This window comes from Hymenobacter sp. ISL-91 (genome assembly GCF_018613725.1).
Taxonomy (GTDB): Bacteria; Bacteroidota; Bacteroidia; order Cytophagales; family Hymenobacteraceae; genus Hymenobacter.
The window spans coordinates 1-21,302 of the sequence record NZ_JAGGPS010000041.1 but is presented as its reverse complement, the minus strand read 5'-3'; the positions used below and the strand labels follow the sequence as shown (position 1 = coordinate 21,302).

Genomic DNA, 21,302 nt, shown 5'->3' with positions numbered 1-21,302 from the left:
GATAACGACCCTGTTTAGAAAGTACCTGAAATAAAACGTCATGCTGAGCGCAGCCGAAGCATCTCTACCGCACCGTTGCAACTGCCGGAGTTAGCCTGGTGGTAGAGATGCTTCGACAAGCTCAGCATGACGTTCTTTTGACTTTCCAGAGCAGCTTCATCTGCTCAGATAACCAGTTGCTACCTTTAGAAGCCGCCGCTGGCCACGTTGGGCAGCACTTTGCTTAGCTCTGCCACCTGGGCGCGGGTAAAACTGCCGCTGATGGCCATGAGCACAAACGAGCCGGTGTTTTTCTCGCCTCCTACTGCTACCAGCTCCGTCACCCGGTCGTTCTGCTCGCGCACCGAATAGCGCATCTGGTTCGGAATATCGGGGTCGGTGTTGGCAACGGGCAGGGGCGTGTACCGCTCGCTGGCCAGCAGGCCGGCTACTTCCTTATCGAGCCCCTCTACCACCAACTGCTGGGCGCTGTTGCTGGTAGGCGTGAAGGTGAGGATTCTGGCGCTCCGAATGGAAGTGAGGGCCTGGCTTAGCTCGTTGTTGCCGCCAAGCTTACCGAGGCGGCCCAGCAAAAACCGGGTACCCAGGCCGGCGTTCCAGTCGGTGGCCTTGAAACCGGAGCGGTTTTCATACTTGTTGAAGAACTCGGCAACCGTACGGGCTGGCGTGCCCGGGCCACTGGCCCGGCAACCCGCCAGCCACAACAGGGCAACGGCCAGCAGCAAAGGAGCGAAACGAACTTTCATAAGCGTCTATTTCTTTAACAAAAAAGTGGAAAACGATACGGTGTTGCTGTTTTACGCAACAGCCGGCCGGCCGTTGGGTCAGCAGAACGATAAAGCGCAGAAGCTGCGGCAACAAAAAAGCGGCGTACCCAATGGGCACGCCGCTTGTTTAAGTTGCTTCGGCAGCCTTATGGCTGGGGAGCATTCGGGATGAAGAACTCAAACTTGAATTCTACCCGGCGGTTCTGCGACATGTTACGGGCCGAAGTGTTCGGAGCAGCAGGCTCCGACTCCCCTTTACCTTCCGTTACGATGCGGGCGGGGTCGAGGGCCTTGCCAGTGAAGTAGCGCTTCACCGAGCTGGCACGACGCTCCGACAGACCCTGGTTGTACTCATCGGTACCGCGCGAGTCGGCATGGCCGATTACCCGAATGCTGTACTCGGGGTTGTCTTTGAGGGCCTGTACCATCTTGTCGAGGGTACCGTACGAGGTGCGCTTGATAACCGTGCTGTTCGTCTCGAAGCGAATTGGCTGCTCCAGCTTGCGCAGGGCGGGGTTCACTTCCATTGGGCAGCCGTTGGCATCAACGCGGGTGCCGGCCGGGGTGTTGGCGCACTTGTCTACGTTGTCGGGGATACCGTCACCGTCAGCGTCGAGCACCAATGGGCAGCCGGTAGCATCTACCTGGGTGCCGGCCGGCGTGTCGGGGCACTTGTCGTTTTTGTCGGCTACGCCGTCGCCGTCGGCATCAGGGCAACCGCGCAGCGCGGGCAGACCAGCCTGGTCGGGGCACTCGTCGTCTTTATCAGCAACGCCGTCGTTGTCCTTGTCGGGGCAGCCCATCATGGCAGCCGTACCGGCTTCGGTCGGGCACTGGTCCTGGTAATCCGGAACGCCGTCTTTGTCGCCGTCGAGCGGGCAACCGTTTTCGTCCACGGCTACGCCGGCGGGGGTGTCGGGGCACTTGTCTTTGCGGTCCGAAACACCATCACCGTCGGTGTCCTTGGCTTTGCCCAGGTTGAAGCTCAGGCCCAGCTTGTGCTGCAGGTACCGGTCGTTGAGCTTGCCCACGTTGGTAATACCGTCCACCTGATCGGTGAGCGGGTAGTGCTGGCCGGTCTGAATGAACAGGCCTACCGTTTCCGAGAAGTTAACCTTGATACCGGCAGCCGCCGAAATGTCAAACGCATACACGTCCGAGTTGCCTACCACCCGGTCGTTGATGTCATACAGGTCGGGGCTGGCGAAGAATACGCCGGGCTGTACCACCAGGTAAGGCGCGATGAACGCATCTTCCTTCAGGGCCCAGCCGTTGTTGAGCTTCAGCTTGATGGGAATACCTACGTTCACCACGTTGGCATCGAAGCGGCGGATGGGGTAATAGGTGTTCTTCGGGTAATCAGCCGAGAACTTCATGTCGCCGTAGCTCAGGTCCAGACCGATGTCAAGGCCCGGAGCGATGTAGCGGCTCACGGTTACACCCAGTCCGTACTCTACTTTGTTGCTTTTAAACCACTCCGACCCCAGGTCGCCGTGGTACTGCAGCCAGTTGTAGTACACGCTGATGTTGGTTTTACGGTCCGATGTCTGCGCTAGCGCATCGGGGGCCAACGACAACATTGCAAGACCACAGGCCGCAATGGAGGTTAGGATTTTTTTCATAAGAAAAGAGGTTTGAAAAGGCAAAGGTATCGTTTCCGGCCATTGAACCGCACCGGCGGCTTCGCGCCTTACTATGGTGCCTATACCTGTCAGCTTAAAATTAGGTTGCTCTAATATGTCTTTAATTTTGCGAGCTCACCGGGCCGGGAGGGGGCTAGCACGCACCGGCTCAAGCATATTACGCCCAATTGATCAGTCTGCCAACGGCACGATTTCGTAGCCCTTCCTTTCGAATTTCACTACCCGGAAAGTAGCCGAAAAAAAAAGTTAAGCCAGTCGAATTACGGTCACAAAAAAGCCTGGTGGCCGCTTCCGAAACTGGAAACGGCCACCAGACCAGAAGGTACTCAGGATGTGTGCTGACACACGCGCTACCTCTGTAGCGCAAAGCCCAACGGAACGGTAGCATTGCCGGGCCAGAGAGATACCCGTACTGCACCATAAAGCAACACACCCGCCTTACCCGGCTACCTGACCTGCGTTTTACCGACGCATGAGCCGCTCGATGTCGTCGGCTTCGAGCGGGATGTTTTTCATCAGGTCGTCGTTGCCGGTTTTGGTGATAAGGATGTCGTTTTCGAGGCGGATGCCCAAGCCCTCGGCCGGGATGTAGATGCCCGGCTCGCAGGTATACACCATGCCCGGCTCGAAGGTGCGGTACTTGAAGCCTACATCGTGCACATCGAGACCCAGGTAGTGGCTGGTGCCGTGCATGAAATACTGCTTGTAGAGCGGCGCGGCAGGGTCCTGGTTTTTTACGTCGGAGGCATTGAGCAGGTCGAGCTTGATGAGTTCCTTCTCCATTTCGGCGCCCACGGCGGCGTGGTACTCCTCGATGTTACCACCGGCTACGAGCCGGGCCGTGGCAAACTTCATCACGTGCAATACCGCTTCGTACACGGCCCGCTGGCGCTTGGTAAAGGTGCCGCTGATGGGAATGGAGCGCGACATATCGGCCGCGTAGTTGGCGTACTCGGCCCCGAAATCAAGCAGCATCACGTCGCCGGCCTGGCATTCGCGGTCGTTGCTGACGTAGTGCAGGATGCAGGCACTGGGCCCCGAGGCAATGATGGAGCCATAGGCCGGCCCGCGCGAGCCGCTGCGCAAAAACTCGTGGAAGATTTCGGCTTCCACCTCATACTCCATCACGCCGGGCTTCACAAAGCCCAGCAGGCGGCGGAAAGCGGCCTCGGTGAGGTCGGCGGCCTTTTGCATGAGCCGGATTTCCTCGGGGCTCTTAATGGCCCGCAGCTGATCGACGAGCCGGGAGGCGCGGCGGTACTGGTGCAGCGGGTAAGCGGCCTGCAGCTGCTTGATGAAACGGGCGTTGCGGGTTTCCACCGCCACCACCGCCCGGATGTGCTCGTTGCTGGGCAGGTATACGTTATCAGCCTCCGCCATCAGGGCCGGCAGCACCGTTTCGAACGATTCCAGCCACATGATGGTGCGCACGCCGGTTTGTTCGCGGGCCTGCTCCTTGGTTAGCTTGTAGCCTTCCCAGATGAGAATCTGGGGGCTGGTTTCTTTGAGAAACAGGATTTCGCGGTGCTGCGGCAGCACGGCATCCGGGAAGATGACCAAGATGCTTTCTTCCTGATCAACACCGCTCAGATAGAACAAGTCGTTGTTCTGGCGGAAGGCCATGGTGCCGTCGGCGTTGGTGGGCATGATGTCGTTGGCCTGGAAGATGGCCAGCGAGGCGGGCGGCAGCAGCTCGCGGAAGCGGCGGCGGTTTTCAGTGAACAAATCGGGCGAAATAGGGCCGTAGCGCATAGTAGCGGGGATGAGGTAAAACGGAACGGGGCCGCTGGGGCGGTCGGGCCAAGTTAAGCAGATTACGGTTTGGGACTAAAAAGAACGTCATTCAGAGCGCAGCGAAGAATCTCGCGCGCTTTGGTAACCCTGTCGTCAGGAATCAGCATTGCACGCGAGATTCTTCGCTGCGCTCTGAATGACGGTCCTTTTCTATTCACCGACGCTCCTACCGCCGCCGTATCTTTGCGGGCCCTACTTGCCCCCGCCATGCCTACCGCTGCCGCCCCGCCCGCCGTCCTGCTCATCCAGACTGCCTTTATCGGCGACGTGATTCTGGCCACGGCCCTGCTGGAATACCTGCACCGCACTGAGCCCAACACGCCGGTTGATTTCCTGGTACGCAAGGGAAACGAGGGGCTACTGAAGGGCCACCCACACGTGCGGCAGGTGCTGGTATGGGACAAAAAGCAGGACAAGTACCGCGGGTTGCTGGGGCTACTGAACCAGATTAGAAGCACCGGCTACGGCCGCGTCGTTACGCTGCAGCGCTTCGCCAGCACCGGCCTGCTCACGGCTTTTTCGGGGGCGCCCGAGCGGGTGGGTTTCGACAAGAACCCACTGGCTCGGTTTTTCACGCGCACTGCGCCGCACGTACTGGAAGCCGGCGTGCACGAGGTAACGCGCAACCTGCGCCTACTGGCACCGGGCTACACGGGCCCGGTGGTGCCGCCCCGCCTCTACCCTTCCGCCGCCGACGAGCAGGCCGCAAACGAAGCCGTGGCAGCCGCTGGGGGCCAGCCGTACATCTGCATTGCGCCTACCTCGGTGTGGTTTACCAAGCAATATCCGGAGGCGCAGTGGCTGAAGCTGCTGGCTTCGCTGCCCCCCGAGTACACGGTGTTTCTGCTCGGCGGCCCACCCGATACGGCGGCCTGCCAGCGGCTGCTGGAACTGAGTGGCCGGCCGGGGCTAATGAATCTGTCGGGGCGGTTGTCGTTGCTGGCTTCGGCAGCCCTCATGCGCGGGGCCGTGCTCAACTACGTGAACGATTCGGCGCCCATGCACCTTTGCTCGGCCGTGGGCGCGCCGGTGTGCGCGGTGTATTGTTCCACGGTGCCAGCCTTCGGCTTCGGGCCGCTGAGTCCGTTTTCGCGCATCGTGGAAATCGAAGAGCCCCTGTCCTGCCGCCCCTGCGGCCTGCACGGGCACGCCGCCTGTCCGCTGGGCCACTTCCGCTGCGCCCACGACATCCGGACGGAGCAGCTGCTGACAGTGTTAAGTGAGGTGGTCAGGTTGTAAAAGAACGGTCATTCAGAGCGGAGCGAAGAATCTCGCGTGCAAAAGGAACCTCCATATTGGGATTACCATTGCACGCGAGATTCTTCGACTACGGCTGCGCCTCCGCTCAGAATGACAGTTCTCTCACCATCTCACCACCCGTATCTTTGCAACCTACCGCGCGCCGGCGTGGTTATACCGGGCCGGGCTGGTGGGCGGCTTACACGAATGCAAGTTCCTCAGCCCCTAAAGTCCCCAACACCCTACGAAATGACTGATTACGACCTGTACGAGTTGCCCAACGGAATTCGGGTGCTGCATAAGCAGGTTCCGCACACCAAAATTGCCCACTGCGGGTTTCTGCTTGATATTGGCTCGCGCGACGAGAAGCCGCACCAGCTCGGGCTGGCCCACTTCTGGGAGCACATGGCTTTTAAGGGCACCCACAAGCGCAAGAGCTTCCACATCCTCAACCGCCTCGAAACCGTGGGCGGCGAGCTGAACGCGTATACTACTAAGGAGAAAATTTGCTTTTACGCCTCGCTGCTGAGCACCCACTTCGAGCGCGCCTTCGAGCTACTGACGGATCTAACGTTCAACTCTGTTTTCCCCGAAAAGGAGATTGAGAAGGAGCGCGGCGTGATTCTGGAGGAAATGGCCATGTACCACGACGCACCCGAAGACGCCATCATTGATGACTTCGACGATGTGGTGTTTGCCCGCCACACGCTGGGCCACAACATTCTGGGCACCCGCGAAAGCGTGTCGGGCTTCCAGCAGGCCGATTTTCACCAGTTTCTGGCCGACAACGTGCGGACTGACCGGGTGGTGTTCAGCTCGGTGAGCAACCTGCCGTTTCAGGAGGTGAAGCGCCTGGCCGATAAGTACCTGGCGCCGCTGCCGGCTCGGCTGGGGGCGCGGCCCCGGCTGGCGTTCAGCGGCTACCAGCGGCTGGAGCGGCTGGAGCGCAAGCCCATCACGCAGGCCCACTGCCTTATTGGGGGGCCGGCCTACGCCCTGCACGATGCCCGGCGGATTCCGTTTTTTCTGCTCAGCAACCTGCTCGGCGGCCCCGGCATGAACTCGCGCCTCAACCTGGGCGTGCGCGAAAAGTACGGTCTCGTGTACACCATCGATGCCACCTACTCGCCTTATACTGATACGGGCCTGTTCGGCATCTACTTCGGTACCGAGAAAAAGCAGGTGAACCGCACGGTGGCGCTGGTGCAGAAGGAGCTCAAGCGCCTGCGCGAGCAAGCCTTGGGTACCTCGCAGCTGCACACGGCCAAGGAGCAGCTGATGGGCCAGCTGGCCATGGCCGAGGAAAGCAACAGCGGCCTGATGCAGTTGCTGGCCAAAAGCACCCTGGACCTGGGCCGCGTGGAAGCCATCAACGAAATTTTCGACCGAATCCGCTGTATTACCGCCCCCGAGCTGCTGGAGCTGGCCAACGAAATCCTCACCGACGACAACCTGAGCGTACTGCAGTACGTGCCGGAATAGGTGATTTGGTGAGGTGGTAGCGCGAACTTTGTAGTTCGNNCAAAGTTCGCGCTACTACCGAACACCCAATTCACCAAATCACCTTATGCCCATCTTCGGCCACATCAGCTACTACCGGCCGGGCGATGCGCTGGACAGCCGGCTGGCGCTGAGCCGGGCGGGGCTGCACCGGCCCACACGCACGGGCGTGAGTGGCTCGGCTGAGGAAGGCGCGGAGTCCATTATTCTGGCTGATCAATACGAAGATGACGACTTCCGGAAGCACGACCTGACGTACTCGGGCAGCGGCGGCCGCGACCCACGCACCGGCCGGCAAACGGCCCATCAGGAGTTGAGCGGCCGCAACCTATACCTGCATAAAAGCCTCGCAACCGGCCGCCCAGTACGGGTTTTTCGGCGGATTGCGGTGGATGCGGGCCGCGGCTACCGCTACGAAGGGCTATACCGGGTGGTGGCCGCCGTCTACGAGCCGGGCAAGGCAGGCTTTCGGGTCTGGAAATTCCGGTTGGTGCCTGAAAAAAGCAGCGAAGCAAAGGCTGCGTTGTAAAAGATGCGAGTAGGTTTGCAGTTGGCTCCCTCCCGCTTTTACCCCTCGCCCCAGCCTTATTTCCTGATGTCTACTCGTCCGGTGCCCGTTCATATTGGTCCTGTTGCCGGTATCGAGCCGGGGCATGAGTTTCTGCGCCGCTCAGAAGTGAAAGACGCCGGACTGCACCGGGACTTGTACAAAGGCATTTCGAGCCTGAAGGGGCATCCGGCGGAGGCTATTGTGCTATCGGGTGGCTACGAGGACGACCTGGATTTAGGGTCGGTGATACTGTACACCGGCGAAGGCGGCAACCAGGAAGGCCGGCAGGTAGCCGACCAGCAGCTAACGGGTGGCAACCGGGCACTGCAACTCAGCTTCGAGCACCAAACGCCAGTGCGCGTTATTCGCAAGGTGCAGGAAGGCAAAACGGCTTTTTACCAATATGCCGGGCTGTACTTGGTTACCCGCTACGAGGCCCAACCGGGTCGCTCGGGCCACCTTATCTGGCGGTTTCGGCTGGAAATTCTGGATGCTGAGGCTTCGCCCTATTCAGCAGAAACGCTACTACAGGAACCAACAGTAACGTATGCGCCGGCGCCGCGCCAGCTGGCCTTAACCAACCGCGTGGTGCGCGACACCCGCCTGATGCGCGCCGTGAAAGAACTGTACGATTTCAGCTGCCAGGTATGTGCCGCCCGACTGCCCACGCCCACCGGACCCTACGCCGAAGCAGCCCACATCCGGGGCCTCGGCGGCCCGCACCACGGGCCCGACAAGCTCGACAACCTGCTATGCCTGTGCCCAAACCACCACGTTACTTTCGATAGGGGCAGCTGGTCGGTGAACGATGACGGCACGTTGCGGGGCCAGCCGGGACGCCTGACGCTGGCACCGGCCCACGAGGTAAACCCGCTGCACCTACTCTACCACCGGCGCCGCATCTACCAGTCGCACCCGACGACGCCTACCCTTTTCTAACAACCCATATGTACTCTCCCGACGACGCCCAGCGCTACGCCGACGACCACACCAGCCCCGAAAGTGCGCTGCTGGCCCGCCTCAACCGCGAAACCCATGTGCAGGTGCTGCACGCCCGGATGCTGTCGGGGCACGCGCAGGGGCGGCTGCTGAGCATGCTGAGCCACATGGTACGGCCGCGGCGGGTGCTGGAGCTGGGCACGTTTACCGGCTACTCGGCCCTGTGCCTGGCCGAAGGGCTGACCCCTGACGGGCTGTTGCACACCGTCGAGCAGAACCCTGAGCTGGCGGGCCGCATCGGGCGCTACGTGGCCGAAGCGGGCTTGCAGGACCGGGTGCAGCTGCACATCGGCGACGCCCGGCAGGTGGTGCCCGCACTGGCCGAAGCCTGGGATTTGGTGTTCATCGACGCCGATAAAATCAACAACGACACGTACTACGAGCTGGTGCTGCCCCAGGTGCGGCCGGGCGGTTTTCTACTCATTGACAACGTGCTCTGGAACGGCAAAGTGCTGCCTGGCTACCCCGTAAAACCTGCCGACAAGGACACCCACGCCGTGCGGGCCTTCAATGCCAAAGTACAGGCCGATGCGCGGGCGGAAAACCTGTTGCTGCCCCTGCGCGACGGGCTGCTGCTGGTACGCAAGCTGTAGCAGAATGACGTGCTGTCTGAAAAGAAATATTCGCTACCAGTAAACGTCGGAGAATTTTCAGCGTCTATGTTGGCTAACGCCTTTCCGCTTCGCCTGATGACGCTACGTTTTCTCTTCTCCCTGCTATTACTGCCGCTGCTCCTGACCACTGCCCGCGCCCAGACAACTGTGAGCGGGCGGGTGCTCGATGCCCAGGACCAATCGGCGCTGCTGGGGGCCAACGTGGTGCTGCTGCAGCTACCCGACTCGGTACGGCGCGGGGCGGCGGTGGAAGCCGACGGCTCGTTTGTGGTGCGGGGCGTACCGGCAGGCCGCCACCGACTCACAGTGTCGTTCCTGGGTTACCAAGACGTGCAGCGCACCGTGCAGGTGGGGGCCACCCCGCTAAACCTGGGGGAGCTGACACTACAGGCCGGGGGCGTAACGCTGAAGGGCGTGGAAGTGGTTGGCCAGGCCGCCGCCGCCGTGCAGAAGGGCGACACGGCCCAGTTCAATGCCGGCTCGTTTAAAACTAACCCCGATGCCAGCGCCAACGACCTGATCAAGAAAATGCCCGGCGTAACCGTAGACCCCACTACCGGAAGGGTGCAGGCCCAGGGCGAGCAGGTGCAGCGGATTTTGGTAGACGGCAAGGAGTTTTTCGGCAACGACCCCGACGCGGTGCTCAAGAACCTGCCGGCCGAGGTAATCGACAAAATACAGGTGTACGACCGGGCTTCCGACCAGAGCCAGTTTACGGGCTTCGACGACGGCAACCAGCAGAAAACCATCAACATCGTAACCAAGCCGCAATTCCGCAACGGCCGGTTTGGGCGGGTGGTGGCCGGCTACGGACCGCTCGACGACCGGTACCGGGTGAGTGGCAACCTGAACAGCTTTAAAGGCAAGCAGCGGCTGAGCATCGTGGCCCAGACCAACAATGTGAACGAGCAGAATTTTGGCACCGACGACCTGCTGGGCGTAGTAGGCAGCTCGGGCGGCGGCGGACGTGGCGGCCGCGGCGGGGGTGGCGGCGGCCGGGGTGGCAACAGTGGCAACGCGAGCGACTTTCTGGTAAACCAGCGGGGCGGCATCAGCAAAACCCACGCGCTGGGCTTAAACTACTCCGACACCTGGGGCACGAAAACCGAGGTGCAGGGCAGCTACTTTTTCAACCTGAGCGACAACACCAGCGCCACCAGCCTGTTGCGCCGCTACGTGCCCACCGCGGGCCAGGCCCAGGATCTGCGCTACGCCGAGGACTCGCGCGCCAGCAGCCGCAACCTCAACAACCGCTTCAGTATGCGCCTCGAACACAAATTCGACAGCATGAACTCGGTGCTATGGCGGCCCAGCTTTTCGATGCAGCGCAATACCGGCACCAGCCTGCTCGATGGCAACACGTTTCTGGCCAGCCCCGATGGCGGCACCAGCGCCACCACGCCGCAGGGGGCCAACGCCAGCTCCTACCGCTCGGCCCTTACGGGCATTACGGGCAACAGCCGGCTGCTGTACCGCCACCGGTTTGCCCGGCGGGGCCGCACGTTTTCGGCGGGCCTCGATGCGGGCTACAACGACAACCGCGGCGACAACAACCTGCTGTCGAGCACCACTTTTTTTCGGCAGGATGAGCCGGTTACCAGTTCGCTCAACCAGTTTTCTCGGCTGACCCAAACCGGCTGGAGCTGGAGCGGCAGCCTCGACTACACCGAGCCGCTGGGCCAGTATGGCGCCCTGCAGGTGGAGTACGACATAGACTACACGCCTAACAAATCGGACAAGCGCACCTTCGACTTCGTACCCGGCGAGCAACAGTACAGCCGCCTCAACGATACGCTTAGCTCGGTGTTCCAGAGCAACTACCTCACCAACGCGGGCGAGCTGAGCTACCGCTACCAGAACAAGGAGCTGCAGTGGTCGGTGGGGGCCGAGCTGGAGCACGCCCGCCTGCAAAGCGACCAGCAGTTTCCGCGGCCCGGCAACACGGAGCGCACCTTTCTCAACCTGCTGCCCAACGCCCGGCTGCGCTACAACTTCTCGAAGCAGCAGAACCTGCGCGTGAACTACCGCACCAACACCAATGCGCCCTCGGTGGGCCAACTGCAGGAGGTGGTCAACAACGCCAACCCGCTGCAGCTCACCACCGGCAACCCCAACCTGCGCCAGGAAATCCGCCGGAACCTGTTTGTGCGCTACTCGTCGGCGGTGCCCGAAAAGTCGCGCTCGTTCTTTGCCTTTCTGGGCGGCAGCTACGTGAACAACTACATTACCAACAATACCATTTACGCCAGCAGCGAGCCGCTGACCGTGGATGGCATCGTGATTCCGGCCGGTGGCCAGCTCACGCGGCCCGTAAACCTGAGCCGGCAGTACTCGCTGCGCAGCTTTGCCAACTACAGCCAGCCGCTGACCTTTATCAAGTCGAACCTGAGCTTGAACGCGGGCCTCAACTATGCCCAGACGCCGGGCCTGGTGTTCGGGGAGCTCAACTACAACCGCACGCCCTCGGCCAGCCTGGGGGCCAGCCTGAGCAGCAACATCAGCCCCGAAGTAGACTTTACCCTGGCCTCGAACTCGAGCCAGAGCTGGGTGCGCAACAGCCTGCAGCCGCAGCTCAACAACCGCTTTTTCAGCCAGAACACCAGCCTGCGCCTGAGTTGGATTATCGCCAAGGGCATTACGCTGAAGTCCGACGTCAACCACCAGCTGTACACGGGCCTGGCAGCGGGCTTCAATCAGAACTTTGTGCTTTGGAATGCCTCGCTGGGCAAGAAGCTGTTTGCCAATCAGCGGGGCGAAATACAGGTATTTGCCTTTGATTTGCTGGGCCAGAACAACAGCATCCAGCGCAACATTGCGGCCGCCTACACCGAGGATGTACGTACCAACATTCTGCAGCGCTACTTCCTGCTGAGCTTCACCTACAACATCCGCAGCTTTGGCGGGGGCGCGGGCCCTGGCGGATCCGACGACGCTCCGGAAGGCGGCAATAACCCGCGCCCCGGCAGCGGCCGACCCGGTGGCTATGGCCGGCCCGGCGGCGGAATGTAAGGCGTTGGCTGTGCCCGGAATAACGGGCGGCTTCACCGCTTTCGGCCGGCTTGCTGCTGAGTTATGTAAACAGCAGGCCCGCTCCAGATGGATGCGGGCCTGCTGTTTGTGGGATGATACAGCGCTTGAATGTTACGCTCGCTTAGGCTAGTCGGAATGCCCGAACAGATAGGCCACCGATACCTGCGCTACCCGGTTGTAATAGCTGGGCGTAATAAACCCGGCCGCAACTCCCTTCTCGTACCGGGCACCAATATCACGCAGTCCGTAGCTGTAGCTCAGTTGCAGTAGCAGCTGCTCATAGCGGTAGCCAGCTCCGGCTTGCAGGCCGGCATCAATCCGTTGGGAGTAGGAATGAATAGAATAAGAATCATTGGCCCGCCCCGGTTTAAGCTTTATAGCACCTTGGCGTGCACCACTCGTTCCATTTATCGCGTCCTCATAGTAGGCGTCAAGTTCGGCTTTTCCCCGAAGCAGCACCCCGATATAGCCACCGGCAAACACCTGAACGCCTTGTCCATCGGGGCGAAAGGCATAAGCCACCTGCACGGGTAGATTCAGGTAATTCAGGCGGTAGTCGTTTTTCTGGCGGGTGTACAAACCAGAGGATGAGGTGTGCTCATCGTCCATGCGAAACCCTTTCTGCTGGTAAAGTGCCGCTATCTGTAGGGCCAGGTGCTGGCGCTGCACGTTTACCAGTGCGCCAATTGCGCCTCCGGTTCGATAGTGGGTCGTAAAGGTGTGGTCGTACTCGTAAGGCGCCGTACTGGCATTGAACCCAATAACGGGCCCCACGCTGCTACTGGTTTGACCCTGCGCATAACCAACGGAACCCAGTGAGAGCAGGGAGATAAACAGGTGTTTCATGGTGCAAAGCTAGGGGTCTAGCCCCACTCATTTAAGCCAATCCTTGTTGACCTGATCAGAAATAATTGGGGAAAATGATGCGGCAACCGAAGCCCAAAAAACGGGCATGTATTCAAACTGCTTGCTTCGCCGACTGAATTTGTACAGCAACTGACCCTGGCGCGAGCTACTGTCCACTTACGGCTCTTTGCTACACGGTAGAATTCCATCATTGGCTTGGATTTGCGCGCCCCACCGCGGAACGCACCCAATTTTTCATCTACTTTGTAGGCTGACGGGGCCGGCCAGTGGGGCTGGCGCAGTGGCTCCGCGTATTGCCTGCTTTGTATGAAACGAGTTTATCTACTGTTGCTTTTGTTGCTCCCGCTGCTGGGAGTGGCCCAAACCGTGCCTGTGCCGGCCAACCTGCTGCTGGGCAACCTGCGCCTGCGCCTGACGCCCGGCGGGCAGGCCGCGGTGCAGCAGAAGGTGGACGCCCTGCGCCGCCACCCGGCCTCGTTTCAGGCCAAGGTGGTGCTGGCCGATGCGTATTTCCCGCTCATCGACCGGGTATTTCAGCAGGAAGGTCTGCCGCTGGATTTCCGCTACCTCGTGCTGCACGAAAGCGGCCTGCAGGGCAATGCCCAGAGTATCAGCGACGCTGTGGGCTACTGGCAGTTCAAGCGCGAAACGGCCCAGGATTTTGGGTTGCTGATAAATGAGGCCGTGGATGAGCGCAAGCACATTGTGGCCTCGTCGAAGGCGGCGGCGCAGTACCTGCTGCGCAACAACAAAACGTTTCGCAACTGGATCAACTCCCTCATTAGCTACAACCTGGGTCTCACCGGCGCCAAGCCCTACACCTTGCCCACTGATGTGGATGCCACCGAGATGGAAATTTCGGAGCGCACCAACGGCTACGTACTCACGTTTCTGGCTCACAAGGTGGCCTTCGAGCCTGCTTTAAATTTGAATCCGCGGCCGCCGCTGTTGTTTCAGGAGTTTCCGGCACCGGCCGGGCAGCCGCTGGCCCTGCTGGCCACCAGCCTGCGCCAGAACCCCGAGGAGCTGGCTAAGTACAACCGCTGGCTGCTGGCCCCCACCGTGCCCACCGACCGCGTGTACACCGTGCTGGTGCCCATCACCGACCCGGCTCAGCTCACGCTGCTGGCTGCCCAGCAGAAGTCGGCCGCTGCCACCCAGCTACTCAACCCGCCCACCCCCGACCCCGAAAACGCCGAGTTGGTACGCGTAAACGGCCTGCGGGCCCTGATTGCGCTGCCCGGCGACACCAAGGAAAGCCTGGCCCGCCGCGGCAACCTCAAGCTCCGGCGCTTCCTCAACTACAACGACCTGTTCGCCTTCGACCAGATTGTGCCCGGCCAGCCCTACTTTCTGCAGAAAAAGCGCGACAAAGGAGCCGTGGAGTACCATGTAGCGCAGCCCGGCGAAAGCGTGCTGACGGTGTCGCAGAAGTACGGCCTGCGGGCCAGTGCCATCTGGCAGAAGAACCGCATGGCCCGCAACGAGGAGCTGCGCCCCGGCCGGGTGTTGTGGCTACAGCACACGCGCCCCAAAACCACCCCCGTTGAGTACGTGGATAGCCAGAACCGCGCCGCGCTGGCCGCCTTCGAGCAGCCCGTAACCAGCACCCCAGCCCCGCTACCGGCCCCTAAAAAGCGTACTACCGACACCTCGGAGCCCTACCGCGGCAGCACCGCCCGCGCCAGCCGGGCGCTGGAGGACGCCGTAGAAGACGACTCAGCCGCCGAAGCCGACGCCCAAGTGGAAAGCGTGAACGAGCAGCCCGCCACCCCGGCTTCTACCCCCATCACTCCGGCTCCGGTCACCGTCACTCCCGCCGCTGCGCCGCTGCCTGCCCCCGCAACGCCGGCTCCTGTTCCGGCTGCGGCGCCAGCCTCGTCGCTGCCGCCGCGCCGGCCGCTGCCCGCCTCGCGCCCCGTCGCCGATGAGCCCCGCGAACGTTCTTCGGCCGCGCCCGCCACCCCAACCGAAACGGAGACGTCGCGGCCTGCGCCTGCGCCGTCGCCTCGGCCTGCCACCCCAGCGCCAACTGCCACGCCAAGCCCGGTAACCACGGCGGCTCCGGCACCAGCTCCGGTTGCCACTCCGACTCCAGTTGTTAAGTCAGCTCCTGCGCCAGCTCCGGTAACTCCGGCGGCGCCTGCGGCGGCCCCCTCGCCTGCCTCGGAGGCTGCTGCCGCACCTGCCGCTGGCCCGCCCACTATCGTGGAGCCGGTACCGGCCAGCGGCCTGCACACCGTGGAGCCCCGCGAAAACCTGTACTCGGTGGCCCGTCGCTTCAAGCTGCGCCCGGCCGATATCATCGCCTGGAACGGGCTACCAGCCAATCCGTCGCTGAAAATCGGGCAGGTGCTGCGCGTGGCGGCGCCGGCTGCTGTACCAGACGCTACCCCGGGCGCCCCGGCCGCTACTCCAGCTTCGGCCGCGCCGGCTACTGCTACGCCCACTACCGTGCGCCACACGGTGCAGCCGGGCGAAACGCTCTACGCCATTTCGCGCCGCTACGGCGTTACCATCAAGCAGCTGATGGAGTGGAACAGCAAGCCCGATTTTGCCGTGAAGCCCGGCGAGGTGCTGGTAGTAACGCCCCCGGCGCAGTAGCCCGGCAGGGCAACCAGACAGGTAAAATTCTCAGCCCTGATGAGATAGTGCCGCTACTGGTTAGGCGGCGCTAACTCGTCGGAGCTGCGTCTTTATTGAACTGCCTTGCAAATCCATTCTGCCGCTACGAAAGCTGCTTAGAGAGTCAACCAACCGCCAGATGCAGCATCACGGTCTGATTGATTCCGGGTACATTCCAAACAGTTTTACGGTGTGGTAACGCTAGGACTCAGCAGCTTCTACGGTAGTATCTTATTTCTTCCTGCCAACCCCGCCCCCACCGCCGTACCTTTGCGGCCGCATGGCTCCTCCAATCACCACCACGGCCCCCACGCCGCGTCCGCCCCGGGTGTACACGGCCGGTTTCTGGCTCATGTGCCTTTCGTCGCTCCTGTTTTTCATGAGCTTCAACATGCTGCTGCCCGAGCTGCCCGACTACCTCACCAGCCTGGGCGGCGGCGAATACAAGGGCTATATCATTGCCCTGTTCACGCTCACGGCCGGCCTCTCGCGGCCGTTTTCGGGCAAGCTGGCCGATACCGTGGGCCGCATTCCGGTGATGGTGTTCGGCTCGTTGGTGTGCTTTATCTGCGGCTTCTTTTATCCGTTCACGGCTACGGTGGTCGGGTTTCTGGGGCTGCGGCTGCTGCACGGCTTCAGCACCGGCTTCAAGCCCACCGGCACGGCCGCCTACATTGCCGACATTGTGCCGCTGGCCCGCCGGGGCGAGGCCATGGGCCTGCTGGGCGTAGCTGGTTCGGTGGGCATGGCGGCCGGGCCCACACTGGGCTCGTGGCTGGCGGCACACTTCGCGCTCGATGTGTTGTTCTACGCTTCCTCGGGCCTGGCCCTGCTCAGCTTGGTTGTACAAGGCACCATGACCGAAACTCTGGCCCCGGCTCAGCGGCAGCGCTTCAGTTGGAAACTGCTCAAAATTGAGAGCTGGCAGGAGGTGTTTGAGCCTCGGGTGCTAATTCCGGCCGCGGCTACGCTGCTGTTTTTACTACCGTTCGGAGCCATTTTTACGGTGGTACCCGACCAGAGCCGGGTGCTGGGCCTCACGGGCGAAAGCAAGGGCCTGTTCTACCTCTGCTACACGGCTGCCTCGCTGGTGGTGCGTTTGGTGGGCGGCCGCGCCTCCGACCGCTACGGCCGGGTACCGGTACTTTTGGGCTCGTCGGTCATTATTATTTCCTCGCTGCTGATGCTGGCTTTCGCGCCCTCAGTGACGGGCTTTTTGGCCGGAGCCGTGCTGTTCGGGCTGGGCACGGGCCTCAACTCGCCTACCATCTACGCCTGGACCGTGGATTTGAGCCACCCCGCCCGGCGCGGCCGGGCCGTTTCTACGATGTACATGGCCCTGGAGGCCGGCATTGGAGTGGGGGCACTGCTGGCGGGCTGGATATTCAGCAACGAGCCCGCCCACTTGCCCTTTGTGCACCTGGCCAGCGCTGGCAGCGTACTGATGGGCCTGGTATTTTTGCTGGTTATGCGGGGGCGCGTGCCTGCTATACTAGAGGAGGAAGCTTGAACTTGTGAGCCCAGATTTGGGCCAGCAATTCAGGCGCCTTGGTTAAAGCCGTCAGGTTGCGCCTGATCTGATACTCAACGCAAAATGGTTTGCCATTCTGACACTAAACTGAACAGGCTGACGGCAAAACTTCTATCTTGAGGGCGCATTCCTTGTCATTATACAGGATGCGCCCTTTTTCTATTCTTTCTCACCTCCTGTTTCTTCTATGCAACCACTCTCTACTCTTTTACAACGGGCCTGGCGGCCGCTGCTGGCCGGTTCGGCCCTGTTGCTTGCCGGGGCACCGGTAGCGCAGGCCCAGCGCGTACTGTGGGCCAATGCAGGGCGGGTACCGGCCCAGGCCCGCGCCGCCACGCAGGCCCTCACCCACTTCCGGACAGTGGACTTCCAGCTGGACGCCATCCGCGACGTGCTGAAAACTGCTCCGGCGGAGCGTACCGGCAACCGGGGTCCGGCCACGGTTATTTCGCTGCCCCTGCCCAATGGCACTTCGCAGCGGTTTCGGGTAGAGCAGGTGCCGGTGCTGGCCCCTGAACTGGCCGCCCGCTACCCCAGCATCCGCACCTACCTGGCCCAGGGCCTCGACGACCCGTCGGCCACGGCCCGCCTCGACGTAACGCCCGCCGGTTTTCATGCCCAGATTCTGGCCGCCGGCTACACGGTGTACATCGACCCGGCCGCCAAAGGCAGTAGTACCCATCTGGTTTTTGAGCGCCGCAACATGCTGATGCCGGCCTTTACCTGCGCCGTGGCTTCGCCCGATGGCACCGAGCCGGAAGTGCAGCTTACTACCGCTCAACGGGCCGCCGTAGCCAATGGTGCCACCCTACGCACCTACCGGCTGGCACTGGCCGCCACAGCCGAGTACTCGGCCTTCCACGGCGGCACCGTAGAGTCGGTAATGGCGGCTATGGCTACCTCCATGAACCGGGTAAACGGCATCTATGAGCGGGAAGTGGCCGTTCGCATGGTGATAGTGCCAAAGAACGAAGCGCTGATTTTCTTCGATGCCGACACCGACCCGTACACCAACAACAGCGGGACTGCCATGCTCAACCAGAACCAGACCACGGTGGATGAGCTTATCGGCAATGCGAACTACGACATCGGCCACGTGTTCAGCACCAACGGCGGGGGCGTGGCCCAGAAGCCTTCAGTCTGCGTCAATTCGGGTAAAGCCCGGGGCGTAACGGGCACCACCAGCCCCATCGGCGACGCCTTCGACGTAGACTATGTGGCGCACGAAATAGGCCACCAGTTCGGCGGCGACCACACGTTCAACGGTACTATCGGCTCGTGCAGCGGCGGCAACCGGGCCGCTTCCTCGGCTTACGAGCCGGGCTCGGGTACCACCATTATGGCCTACGCCGGCATCTGCGGGGCTGATAACACCCAGCCTAATTCCGACGCCTTCTTTCACTCGCGCAGCTTCGACCAGATTGTAGCGCACATCACCCGGGCGCAGGACTGCTCGGCCACGACGGCCACCGGCAACACGGCGCCAGTCGTGAATGCCGGCCGCAACTATGCTATTCCGGTAAGCACGCCCTTCACGCTCACCGGCTCGGCCACCGACGTGAACAACGACGCCCTCACCTACTCGTGGGAGCAGTACAACCTGGGGCCGGGCGGGGCGCCCAACTCCCCCTCGGGCGATGCGCCGCTGTTCCGCGTTTTCGCGCCTACTACTAGCGCCTCCCGTACTTTCCCACGCCTGACCGATCTTCTGAACAATACCCAGACCCGGGGCGAGCTGTTGCCAACCTACGGCCGCCGCCTCATTTTCCGGCTGGTTGCCCGCGACAACCGGGCCGGTGGCGGCGGGGTCGATTACGATTCGATGAACGTGGTGGTAGTACCCACGGCCGGCCCCTTTGTGGTAACGGCTCCTAATACGGCCGCAACCTCGTGGCTCGTAGGGGCGCCCCAGCAGGTTAGCTGGGACGTAGCCAACACCACCCAGGCGCCCATCAGCGCCGCCAACGTCGATGTGCTGCTTTCGACCGATGGCGGCCTGACCTTCCCGACTACGCTGCTGGCCAACACGCCCAACGACGGCTTTGAAACTCTGACGCTGCCGGCCAGTGTGGCGGCTACCACCCAGGCCCGTATCAAGGTGCAGGCCACTGGCGGTATCTTCTTTGATGTATCGGACCAGAATTTCAAGATTGAGGTACCCGCCGAACCAACGTTCTTCCTGCAGGGCCCGGCCGGACCGGCCGGCGCGCTGAGCTTCTGCGCCGGCAACTCGGGCACTGTAGCCCTCACCGTGGGCCAGCTCCAGGGCTTCACGGGCCAGGTAACACTAGCAGCCACCAACCTGCCGGCCGGCGTAACGGTTACGTTCCCGGCTGCCACGGTAGCCGCTGGCACCAGCACCACAGCCACCATTGCTACCACCGGCGCGGTTGTTTCGGGCACGTACACGCTGCAGCTGACGGGTGTCAGCGGCACGACTACCCGCACGCTCGATGTACTGCTGACCATTCTGCCAGGCATCACGCAGGCCCCGACCGTAACGGCCCCGGCTACCGCCAGTACCCGCACCAGCCTGCGTCCGGCCATCACCTGGACGCCAGTGACCAACGCTACGGGTTACGAAGTGCAGCTGGCGCTTGATGCCGCCTTCACGACGGGCGTAATTACCCAGAGCATCAGCCCCGCCAATACGTTTGTGCCGAACCAGCTGCAGGCCTCTACCCAGTATTTTGTGCGAGTGCGGGCGCTCAGCGGCTGCGGCGCAGGCCCTTACTCGGCTGTTATCAGCTTCACGACCGGCACCCAGACCTGTCAGACGCTGGCCGCCACCAACGTGCCCCTTACGATTTCGGCTACGGGCACTTCTACTATCACCTCCATCATTGCCGTCAGCAACACCAACCGCGCCTCCAACATCCGGGTGCGCAATCTGGCCATCACGCACCCCGACGTGAGCGAACTGGAAATTTCGCTGACCAACCCGGCCGGCCGCCGTGTGGTGCTGTTCTCGCGCATCTGCCCCGGCACCGGCAACCTGAGTCTGAGCTTCGATGATGCGGCCACGGCGGCGCTGGCCTGCCCGGTAGTGGCCGGCAGCACGGTGCGCCCGCTCAACTCGCTCGGCGAGCTGCTCAATTCGCCCGCCAACGGCAACTGGACGCTCACCATCACCGACAACAAGCCCGGCAACGGCGGCACGCTCACGGGCTGGAGCCTGGAAGTATGCACGTCGGATGAGCTGCCCCTGGCTCCTACCTCGCTGACGGTCCTGGCTCCGGTGGCCACCGCCACGGGTGCCGACATCGACCTGCTCTGGCTTGATAACGCCACCAACGAAACCGGCTACGAGATTGAGCGGGCTCTGGGTACAGCTGGCACTTACACCCGAATTGGCACGGTAGCCGCCGGCACCTCGTTTTTCACCGACAAGGTGACGACCAACGGCCAGTTCTGCTACCGCGTGCGGGCCATCAACACGGCCGGCGCCTCCGACTACTCGAACCAGGCCTGCCAGACGGTTTCGGTGATTACGCGCGCCGTGGCTGCGGCGCTGCAGGGCATTGAGGTATCCCCGAACCCCAGCACCGGCCTGTTCCGGGTGCGCATCGGCAACGACCAGCGCGGTCCCGTTACGCTGCGCGTAACCGACGCCGTGGGCCGCCTGGTGCAAACCCAGACGCTGACCAAAGGCGCGGCCGAGCTGCAAACCAGCCTCGACCTGAGCCCCCTCGGCACCGGTATCTACCAGCTGCACCTCGACCTGCCCAACGGCACGAGCGTGGTGCGCCTGCTGAAGCAGTAGCTGTTGGCTGTTAGCTGTTAGCTGTTAGCTGTTAGCTGTTAGCTGTTAGCTGTTAGCTGTTAGCTGAAAAACGGTCATCCTTCGCCTGCGGGCGGGGGATGACCGTTTTTTTTAAATGCATTCGGGTAGTGGGTTATCCTCGGGAGCAAGGTTTCATGGCTGTTGCGGCAGTAGCAGTGAGCGACTGAAACAATGCGGCTAGCTGCTGTGGCCGTGGCCAGAATTTATAACCCAACAGTAGAAGAAAACAGGCTAGAAAACGATGCGCACCGTTACCGTGTCCAGGGCCGCCGCATTGATATTTTGATAGGATTGTGTTCTATTGCCTTGTTCTTCTGTGATAAACCAAGCTATTACTTTAGGAGCTGTTCTCAATTAAG

General features: G+C 61.9%; 13 protein-coding genes. 9 read left to right on the top strand and 4 right to left on the bottom strand.

Going from position 1 to position 21,302, the window contains the following annotated elements:
* Positions 1-185 precede the first annotated feature (185 nt).
* The 3 genes from J7E24_RS15715 to J7E24_RS15705 all read right to left on the bottom strand — a co-directional run bounded on the left by J7E24_RS15715 (position 186) and on the right by J7E24_RS15705 (position 4,162).
* Complete coding sequence (locus J7E24_RS15715) at positions 186-746, bottom strand: DUF4252 domain-containing protein (protein ID WP_215139077.1); 561 nt, start codon at positions 744-746, stop codon at positions 186-188.
* A 167-nt stretch (positions 747-913) separates the two neighbouring features.
* Positions 914-2,389: an OmpA family protein gene (locus J7E24_RS17935; RefSeq protein ID WP_215139076.1), complete on the bottom strand. Its 1,476-nt coding sequence runs from the start codon at positions 2,387-2,389 to the stop codon at positions 914-916.
* Positions 2,390-2,872: 483 nt separating this feature from the next.
* A complete protein-coding gene (locus J7E24_RS15705) occupies positions 2,873-4,162 on the bottom strand; it encodes an aminopeptidase P N-terminal domain-containing protein (RefSeq protein ID WP_215139075.1) in 1,290 nt (429 codons plus the stop codon).
* 249 nt (positions 4,163-4,411) lie between these two features.
* On the opposite strand from J7E24_RS15705, the gene J7E24_RS15700 reads away from it, so the two are divergent.
* From J7E24_RS15700 to J7E24_RS15675, 6 genes are all read left to right on the top strand, one after another.
* A complete protein-coding gene (locus J7E24_RS15700; protein ID WP_215139074.1) occupies positions 4,412-5,443 on the top strand; it encodes a glycosyltransferase family 9 protein in 1,032 nt (343 codons plus the stop codon).
* 249 nt (positions 5,444-5,692) lie between these two features.
* Complete coding sequence (locus J7E24_RS15695) at positions 5,693-6,925, top strand: M16 family metallopeptidase (RefSeq protein WP_215139073.1); 1,233 nt, start codon at positions 5,693-5,695, stop codon at positions 6,923-6,925.
* A gap of 85 nt (positions 6,926-7,010) precedes the next feature.
* Positions 7,011-7,472, top strand: coding sequence for a YDG/SRA domain-containing protein (locus tag J7E24_RS15690; RefSeq protein ID WP_215139072.1), 462 nt, complete (start codon positions 7,011-7,013; stop codon positions 7,470-7,472).
* Positions 7,473-7,538: 66 nt separating this feature from the next.
* A complete protein-coding gene (locus tag J7E24_RS15685; protein WP_215139071.1) occupies positions 7,539-8,432 on the top strand; it encodes a YDG/SRA domain-containing protein in 894 nt (297 codons plus the stop codon).
* Positions 8,433-8,440: 8 nt separating this feature from the next.
* A complete protein-coding gene (locus tag J7E24_RS15680) occupies positions 8,441-9,085 on the top strand; it encodes an O-methyltransferase (RefSeq protein WP_215139070.1) in 645 nt (214 codons plus the stop codon).
* A 96-nt stretch (positions 9,086-9,181) separates the two neighbouring features.
* Complete coding sequence (locus J7E24_RS15675; RefSeq protein ID WP_215139069.1) at positions 9,182-12,115, top strand: TonB-dependent receptor; 2,934 nt, start codon at positions 9,182-9,184, stop codon at positions 12,113-12,115.
* Positions 12,116-12,262: 147 nt separating this feature from the next.
* Here the strand turns inward: J7E24_RS15675 and J7E24_RS15670 are convergent, their stop codons facing one another.
* A complete protein-coding gene (locus J7E24_RS15670; protein WP_215139068.1) occupies positions 12,263-12,982 on the bottom strand; it encodes a porin family protein in 720 nt (239 codons plus the stop codon).
* 327 nt (positions 12,983-13,309) lie between these two features.
* Between J7E24_RS15670 and J7E24_RS15665 the strand changes: the two genes are divergently transcribed.
* The 3 genes from J7E24_RS15665 to J7E24_RS15655 all read left to right on the top strand — a co-directional run bounded on the left by J7E24_RS15665 (position 13,310) and on the right by J7E24_RS15655 (position 20,922).
* Positions 13,310-15,607, top strand: a complete 2,298-nt coding sequence (locus tag J7E24_RS15665) for a LysM peptidoglycan-binding domain-containing protein (RefSeq protein WP_215139067.1) — start codon at positions 13,310-13,312, stop codon at positions 15,605-15,607.
* Between the two features lie 301 nt (positions 15,608-15,908).
* Entirely contained in the window at positions 15,909-17,138 is a 1,230-nt protein-coding gene (locus tag J7E24_RS15660; RefSeq protein WP_251047232.1) for an MFS transporter, read from the top strand.
* Between the two features lie 208 nt (positions 17,139-17,346).
* Positions 17,347-20,922, top strand: a complete 3,576-nt coding sequence (locus tag J7E24_RS15655; RefSeq protein WP_215139066.1) for a reprolysin-like metallopeptidase — start codon at positions 17,347-17,349, stop codon at positions 20,920-20,922.
* Positions 20,923-21,302 lie beyond the last annotated feature (380 nt).